This window comes from Mesorhizobium sp. M0854 (genome assembly GCF_040319815.1).
In the GTDB taxonomy this organism is placed as follows: Bacteria; Pseudomonadota; Alphaproteobacteria; order Rhizobiales; family Rhizobiaceae; genus Mesorhizobium.
Window position 1 is genome coordinate 63,553 of record NZ_JAMYOL010000025.1, and the last position, 6,744, is coordinate 70,296.

At 60.6% G+C, this 6,744-nt stretch carries 9 protein-coding genes and 1 pseudogene; 5 read left to right on the forward strand and 5 right to left on the reverse strand.

The features are described 5' to 3' along the window. Positions 1 to 221 precede the first annotated feature (221 nt). From NKH99_RS26250 to NKH99_RS26260, 3 genes are all read right to left on the reverse strand, one after another. Positions 222 to 785 (reverse strand): hypothetical protein, encoded by a 564-nt coding sequence (locus NKH99_RS26250; protein ID WP_353016418.1) that lies wholly within the window; start codon positions 783 to 785, stop codon positions 222 to 224. Between the two features lie 83 nt (positions 786 to 868). After that, a complete protein-coding gene (locus NKH99_RS26255) occupies positions 869 to 1,081 on the reverse strand; it encodes a DUF982 domain-containing protein (RefSeq protein ID WP_353016421.1) in 213 nt (70 codons plus the stop codon). 537 nt (positions 1,082 to 1,618) lie between these two features. Then, the gene (locus NKH99_RS26260) at positions 1,619 to 1,786 is read right to left on the reverse strand and encodes a DUF1612 domain-containing protein (RefSeq protein WP_352780468.1); all 168 of its coding nucleotides are present in this window, start codon (positions 1,784 to 1,786) and stop codon (positions 1,619 to 1,621) included. Here NKH99_RS26260 and NKH99_RS26265 point away from each other — a divergent pair. The 3 genes and pseudogenes from NKH99_RS26265 to NKH99_RS26275 all read left to right on the forward strand — a co-directional run. Beyond that, entirely contained in the window at positions 1,761 to 2,546 is a 786-nt protein-coding gene (locus tag NKH99_RS26265; RefSeq protein ID WP_352780470.1) for a hypothetical protein, read from the forward strand. The genes NKH99_RS26260 and NKH99_RS26265 overlap by 26 nt on opposite strands. Beyond that, positions 2,539 to 3,222 carry an RES family NAD+ phosphorylase gene (locus NKH99_RS26270; protein ID WP_353016424.1) on the forward strand — a complete coding sequence of 228 codons (684 nt, stop codon included), beginning with the start codon at positions 2,539 to 2,541 and terminating at the stop codon, positions 3,220 to 3,222. Before NKH99_RS26265 ends, NKH99_RS26270 begins: the two co-directional genes overlap by 8 nt. Positions 3,223 to 3,327: 105 nt before the next feature. Beyond that, a pseudogene (locus NKH99_RS26275) lies at positions 3,328 to 4,145 on the forward strand (tyrosine-type recombinase/integrase); the annotation flags it as partial. Positions 4,146 to 4,179: 34 nt separating this feature from the next. On the opposite strand, the gene NKH99_RS26280 reads toward NKH99_RS26275, so the two are convergent. Beyond that, positions 4,180 to 4,698 carry an RES family NAD+ phosphorylase gene (locus NKH99_RS26280; protein ID WP_353016427.1) on the reverse strand — a complete coding sequence of 173 codons (519 nt, stop codon included), beginning with the start codon at positions 4,696 to 4,698 and terminating at the stop codon, positions 4,180 to 4,182. Further along, positions 4,695 to 5,084, reverse strand: coding sequence for an antitoxin Xre/MbcA/ParS toxin-binding domain-containing protein (locus NKH99_RS26285; protein WP_352772346.1), 390 nt, complete (start codon positions 5,082 to 5,084; stop codon positions 4,695 to 4,697). The genes NKH99_RS26280 and NKH99_RS26285 overlap by 4 nt, the downstream gene beginning before the upstream one ends. A gap of 562 nt (positions 5,085 to 5,646) precedes the next feature. Between NKH99_RS26285 and NKH99_RS26295 the strand changes: the two genes are divergently transcribed. Together NKH99_RS26295 and NKH99_RS26300 are read left to right on the forward strand one after the other, a co-directional pair. After that, positions 5,647 to 6,321 (forward strand): protein-L-isoaspartate(D-aspartate) O-methyltransferase, encoded by a 675-nt coding sequence (locus tag NKH99_RS26295; protein WP_352772372.1) that lies wholly within the window; start codon positions 5,647 to 5,649, stop codon positions 6,319 to 6,321. Positions 6,322 to 6,397: 76 nt separating this feature from the next. Beyond that, on the forward strand, positions 6,398 to 6,744 hold a 347-nt coding region (locus NKH99_RS26300), incomplete at its 3' end, for a transposase (protein WP_353016429.1).

The window sequence follows — 6,744 nt, forward strand, 5'->3', positions numbered from 1 at the left end:
TGGCCAATGGTCGAGTGCCTTCCTGATTCTGTTTCATACCCGCTCCTCAACCGAAAGTAGTTCAGGCTAGATGGGGATACGCCGCGAAACAAGGGAGCGCGCCTCTTCTTTGGTAGGGCCGATCGCTTCTAGGCAACAGCGCGGGCCAGCCGCATCGCCTTCAAAGCCAAATCGTAGGTCATCGGCTGGTCGCGCAGCCATGGGCCGAACTCGCCATGCGGCTATGACGCCTTGACCGCGAGCATCCTCTTGCCGAGCGCGATAATGTCTTCGCGCCGGCGCTGACGCTTGGTGAAGCCCTGGCGGCCCTTTTCAGCCTCACTGGCATCAGCCTTGGCCATCCGGGATCGAATCGTCTCCTTTGCCGTTAGCGAGCTCTCCCTGAGACGCCGGAGGTGCACGTAAAGGATACCAGCTAGCGCATGCCCCTGATGAACGCGGCCGCGCAGCTCATTGACAATCGCTATGTATGCGCCGAGCGGGATCGCGTCGAAAACCTCGGGCACGGCGGCCATGCCCTGCTCCACCAGGTCCGGACAGGCCAGCAGCAAGTCAGAGACGGCCATCAGGCTGCTCTCTTCGATGAGCGCGTGATTGCCGCGGCCCTCAGCCAGGACGCACAGGACCAACCGTGCATGCTCAGCGCCATGATTGTCGATCAGCCGGCGGATGGAGCAGACGGCGCGCGTCTGGCCTTCTTTCGGATAGCGGCCCTTGGGGACGATCTCTACATCGAACTCGCCATAGAGCGCGTCAACTCGGGGGTCGACGTAGCGCGCAAGCATTCGGCGTCTCCGCATGATCGACGCAGGATGTTTGCTGCAAGAGTGATGCATGATGGACAGTGGTGGGGCACGCATTGACGATGTCAGGCGTTCAGGATTTTCGCTTCCTTGGCGGCGCTGAGAAATGCCACGCGCGCTACATCCGGTGAGCTGCCGCCGCCGAGAACCTTCATGCATGCCATACGAGCCTGGATGCGGCGCGCGGTTTCTCCAATGGGCCAGCGGTAAAGCAGCATTTCGGCGGCTTCGCGGGTGCTCGAAACACTGACTTTGCCGGAGGACAGCAAAACGGTCACGGGCTCTTCGAACGTGCCGACATCTCATTCGCAGGTCATATGCTGGTCTCCTTTCGCAAACCTCCCCAAGACTTTGCGGGTGAACCATCCGTTCCGTTGCGTCACGTTTGTCCCGGTAGGCGAACATTCTGTGAGGATGGGCTTCGTCCACCCCATCATGCCTGCTCTCATAACCGAGGGGGTCAGTTCTTCATTTCGTCAGGGGGTCAGTTTCTCAATTCGGGCGACAGGCGTGTCGGAGCGGCTCTTGTGCTTGAGACCGGCTCGCGAGGAGCTATGGTCGGAATTGGGTGACGCGGCCGATCAGGCGGCGCGGTGATCCGGTGTCGCGGACTGTGCGACACCATTGGTGAATTTGACGCCGGCGATGTCTGAGCAGCTCAAGAGTAAGGCGACAGTATCGAGGTATCTGCCACGGCGGGAGGCACGCGACGCTCGATGCGGATCTGCTGGAATGGATTATGCGGAGGCAGCTTCGAGTTGCCGCGCCGGCTCCTGGTGCGGCGCAGCATCTGTTCCCGCGCCAGCGCCGGCCGGTCATGTTCCTTGAGGCCGAGCGCGGTGGCTTCCGTAAAGGCGTCGATAAATGCCAGCAGGTGGGGCCGTGGTCTTGCGGCGCTGCCGCAGCATGCGAGCGACTAGAAGGGTGCCGAGCCAGGGTTGATGCTGGAGTGGACTGATGTCTTCCCAGGCGTCGGAGAGCATCGCAGCAACACCACTTGATGAGATCGGTTATCGTGCTATATATGTAATCATCCTCACCAACCCAGCGGAGTGGAATATTATGGCACATACCAATGACACCATTGAGCTATCGGGATTTGGCGCGCTCACCGGAACTCCGAAGGAGGTTGGTGATCAACTTGATCGGCTGACTGCGGAGCAAGTCATAGCACTAACGTTCGAGCATGGGAGTGAACCTGCAGTTCGCGCCCTTGCGGACACGGTCGTCAGCATCGCGCCTCTGGTCCGTACCATCCTGGTTAGTCGCCAACGTGAAGCCATTAACTCAATAATCGAGGCCCTGGTTCCTCAGGTGCCGCCCCCGCAGTACATGCTTGTCGAGGCGCGGATGACGGCCGAGGCGAGAAAGGCAGTGCTGGAGAGCGGCGATTGGCTGACCGCTCCCCAAATCGCCAAAATGGCTGGGTTCAGCACAAGCAACCCGAGTGCGCAGCCAAACAAGTGGAAGAAAGAAGGCCAGATCTTTGCAGTTCGACATCGGGGCGTAGACTATTTCCCTGGGTATGCTCTGGATTCCGCCGCTGGATATCGGCCTATCAAAGCGCTCGCTAAGGTTCTGAGCGTCTTACACGAGAAAAAGGACGACTGGGGGCTCGCCTATTGGTTTGCATCGGTCAATAGCTTCCTTGGGGGCAAGCGTCCGCAAGATGTGCTCCCTGCGCAACCCGAGCGCGTTCTTGCAGCCGCCGAGGATGAGTTGGTAGGCGCACTCCATGGCTAAATCAAAGATTGGACGGGGACCTGGGACTCCAGTTCCCGTTCCATCGCACGATTTGCAGGATATCATCACCCGAACGATATGGCCGGCGGACCAAGTTATCCGTCGTATCCATTTGAATCTCTATGCCGGCGTCGAGTTCAATCCAGGCCTGAAAGGCAATGCCCGATTCAGCCCGATCAAGAATGCAACTGGGGCCAATATCCCGACTCTGTACGGCGGCACGACCTTTGACTGCGCGGCGATGGAAACCGTCTTCCACGATGTGCCATTCGCGCCGGGCCTGAAGACCTACGACAAGGTGAAACTGGCGGATCAAGTCTATTCGCAGGTGGCGCCGCAGGGCGAATTGGTCTTGGCTGATCTAAGCGTCACAGCGCTGAGGAAACTCGGCATCAAGCGCAGCCAGATCATCGACACCGAGAAGGACCACTACCCAGCAACACGCCCCTGGGCTGAAGCCATTCACGCACAATGCCCAGATGCCCAGGGACTTTGCTGGATTTCTCGGCAGGACGACCGGGCTGTCGCCGTGATGCTGTTTGGCGATCGAATTCCCGCAAAGATGTTGGTGCAGTCCGGCGTGTCGCTCGATTTGACCGGGAATTCTGACGTCTATTCCGAATTGCTCGAACTCGCCGATCGTATCGGCGTAAAGATCGTGGGCATCAGCTTCTGATGGCGGGAACAGGACATCAGGGCAAATCGGGGGACAGCAACGAGGTAGTCGTTGACCTCCCCAGCCGCGCCTTCGTCAACCGTCTGATCAGAGTGTGCCGTTGCCGTCATGGCCGCGCCGAGGGCGGAGGGACTGTTGCGGGTAAAAGCCGTCCGTATGCGCCGTGCACCGTGCGCTGGCGGCTGTCGAGCTGTACGCTGATTCAATGGCGCGGTTTGCGCGGAAATTTTGCAGCCCCGGGCCTGCAGAGCGCGATCAAACTGGCGGTGCGCGCCAGGCCCGTCCGCGGCCGCAAGAGCAGGAAGGCTGTGACCGCCGATATTCTGGCCGCCCTCCTGAAACATGCGCCGGCGACCGTCTCGTCGACGTCAGGGATCGCGCGATTCTCATCACCGCCTTCGCCTGCAGCGGCGGCGTCGCAGCGAAATTTCTGCTCTTCGCGTCGAACAGCTGGTCGACGAAGACCCGGTTCCGGCCGATCCCAACGCTCCCGGCGGCGATAAATTGCCGTGCCTGTCGATACGGCAATACGGCTCGGCTGCACAGAGACGACGCAAGCCGACAGCGACGCTTTCGTGCTGCTCGTCGGGCCGGCCTGTGCTGGTCTTGAAGGACTGGCTTGAACGCGCCAGGATCAGCGACCGCGTCGTGTTTGGCGGCATCGACCACGGGGCAATCTCGAAGCGCGCGTCCTGACGCCGCAGGCCGTCAATCTGATCCTGAAGCGGCGCACCGCCGAGGCCGGGCTCCATCCGCAAGCCTTCTCCGCCCACAGCTTGCGCTCCGGCTATCTCACCGAAACCGCACGCCGCGGCATTCCGCTGCCCGAAGCCTTGCAGCAGTCGCAGCATCGGTCCGTGCAGCAGGCCTCAAACTATTACAATGACGCGGAACGCACGCTCGCGCGGGCGGCGCGGATAATCCCCTCAGTCGCAATTCGATCCGACCCTTGCGGCGTTAGCTCCAGGACAATTGCTTCCGAGGCAGCCGGCCTCCCGGATCGATCACCTTGACCTGGCGCGGGAGCACCTCGCCCCAGCTCCATAGCACGAGGTTCTGATCACATGTGCCGGCACCTGGCGCGAAGCTGGGCGCGAGAATGCCGAACTTGCCTTCAGCAACGAGGCGGTCATGGATGCTCCATGAGGGCGGCCGTTTGCCATGGGCGAGAAAATCCATCCAGGCACAAGCCATATCTTCGAACCGGATCCCGGCGTCGGCCTGGCCTTGCGCCGTCCTCAGATCGACAATGTCATCGCAATCGATCTCGTATGAGCAAAGCACGCAGGGATCAATGCGATGTGCAAAACCCTGATTGGCCTCCTTCACGGCCGTCATGATGTCGAGCGCCAGATAAAGCGTAGGCACACCTTTCGGGTTGAACCTGGCGCCCCGAATAGCCGCTCCGTCGCCTGAGATAGGCTGGAAGGACCAGCGCGGATCATGGGCGCGGTGGCAAATTCCGGCAAACCTCAAGCAAAGCCACCAACGGCGACATGATCCAGGTAGTCGCGAACCGCGCTGGCCTTGCCTTCCTTGACCAGAGCTTCCGCCGTCCGCCCGCCGAATGCCGGTATCGGCTGGGCCCGGTACCAGGCCATCGCCTGCTCCTTGCCTCCGGCCCAGTCGATCACCCTGCTGATGATCTCAAGCATTTCACGAAGGCGACCTTGCGTCTTTGCAGCACGGCTACGCTCAATCCTATAGAGGGTTTCCCGCGCAAGACCCGCCGTTTCGGCAAGCTGACCTTTGGACATACCGAATCCATCCGCAACCTGGGCGACAGCGATCTTCCCAGCCCGATCCATATAGGACAGCACTAACGGTTCGTTCTGAACTGGAACTTTCAATGCTTGGGTCATCCCTGTCCCCCTTGCCATATCCAGAGGCACATTTCTTGTGCGTAAGATATGGCATTAGTGACGGATTACAAGCCTCGGTTGGCTGATGAGACGTCGTTGAGGCCTCTCCAGACGCATTCACACGTTCATGTTCTGGCACATTCCTTGTGTGTACAAAAATCCAAAAACGGCCCCGAAACCGGCCAATGCACGCACAACGTCCAGTTCTCCCGATCGGCCGCCCATTGGCGATCCCCGCGTCTCGACCGAGGATCGGGCGACCGACGCCCAGGTCGACGAGGTCAAGGCGGCTGACTGCCGCCTCGCCCACCAGGAGCACGGCTCCGGCGCATCGCCCTGCCGGCCGGTGCTGGCGAAGCTGATGCGCGATAGCCGCATGTGTGACACACCGCTATGGCGATATAGCGCCCAGAATCTCCAGGGTCGCCGCCAGCGATAGCCTGCCAAGACGCTCACCCATGTTTGCCCTGGGCACCGTAATGGAAACGATGGCGGGCGCTACCGTGACGAACAGGATATAATGCTCACCGGCAGCAAGCTGGTTGAGGAAGGCCCCACCGTCATGAAGCCAATGAACGAAGAGCACCTCGCGGTCCTACGCAGGCACATGGTCGAGATGATTGCAATCCATACCGACCTTGCAAGCGAAGAACTCGGCAAGGCGGCGCTCGATGAGCGGGTGATGGCAGCGATGCGGCGAGTGCCGCGGCATCGCTTCGTGCCAGCCTCGGTTGCACCTTATGCCTACCAGGACATGCCGCTGCCGATCGGCTTCGATAAAACCGTCTCGCAGCCATTCATCGTCGCTCTCATGACCGATCTCCTTGCTCCCCAATCGAACGAGGCGGTGCTCGAGATCGGCACTGGCCTGGGCTATCAAACCGCAATCCTCGCGCAACTCGCCGGGCAGGTTTGGAGCGTAGAAATCGTCGAGGAATTCGTAAGCCGTGCGGAGGCTCTCCTGCAGGAGCTAGGCTTATCCAATGTCGGCATTCGTGTCGGAGACGGGTCTCGCGGCTGGCCCGAGCACGCCCCATTCGACAAGATCCTTGTCACGGCGGCGGCTGAGCAGACACCGCCGGCTTTTCTGAAGCAACTCAAGCCGGGGGGACGGCTGGTTCTGCCTTTGGGATCTAAAGAAGCACAGTTTCTGACTGTCATCGACAAGGATGCGGCAGGGCAGCTCGAGACCCGGAAACTCATCCCGGTTCGGTTCAGCCGGCTCGAAACCGTCTAGCAGGCTGTTGAAAAAGGCCCTCGCCACCGGACCGCAGCAATGATTCACTGGCTCCGAAGGGATTCGGAGATGACGAGTGCGCGGCGGCGGCGATCGAACTGGCGAACTTTTCAGCTACGTGGACCTTGAAGTCCGGGTTCGGCGCAATCACCCATTGCGGGCGATCAGGACGATCGTGATTGAAGCCCTGTCGAGGCTGGAGCGTGAGTTCGCGGCGCTATATTCGCCGACCGGAGGGCCATCTATCCGGCCGGAGAAGCTGCTGCGAGCGCTGCTTTTGCAGGCGTTCTATTCGATCCGCTCGGAGCGGCTTTTGATGGAACGGTTGGAATACGACTTCCTGTTCCGCTGGTTCGTCGGCATCGGCGTCGACGACGCAGCCTGGGACCATTCGGTGTTCTCCAAAAACCGTGACCGGCTGCT

Coding starts and splice junctions, on each gene's coding strand:
- NKH99_RS26250 (WP_353016418.1), bottom strand. CDS start 785: ATGCTTGCGCGCTACGTCGACCCCCGAGTTGACGCGCTCTATGGCGAG.
- NKH99_RS26265 (WP_352780470.1), top strand. CDS start 1,761: ATGTCTTCCCAGGCGTCGGAGAGCATCGCAGCAACACCACTTGATGAG.
- NKH99_RS26260 (WP_352780468.1), bottom strand. CDS start 1,786: ATGCTCTCCGACGCCTGGGAAGACATCAGTCCACTCCAGCATCAACCC.
- NKH99_RS26270 (WP_353016424.1), top strand. CDS start 2,539: ATGGCTAAATCAAAGATTGGACGGGGACCTGGGACTCCAGTTCCCGTT.
- NKH99_RS26285 (WP_352772346.1), bottom strand. CDS start 5,084: ATGACCCAAGCATTGAAAGTTCCAGTTCAGAACGAACCGTTAGTGCTG.
- NKH99_RS26295 (WP_352772372.1), top strand. CDS start 5,647: ATGAAGCCAATGAACGAAGAGCACCTCGCGGTCCTACGCAGGCACATG.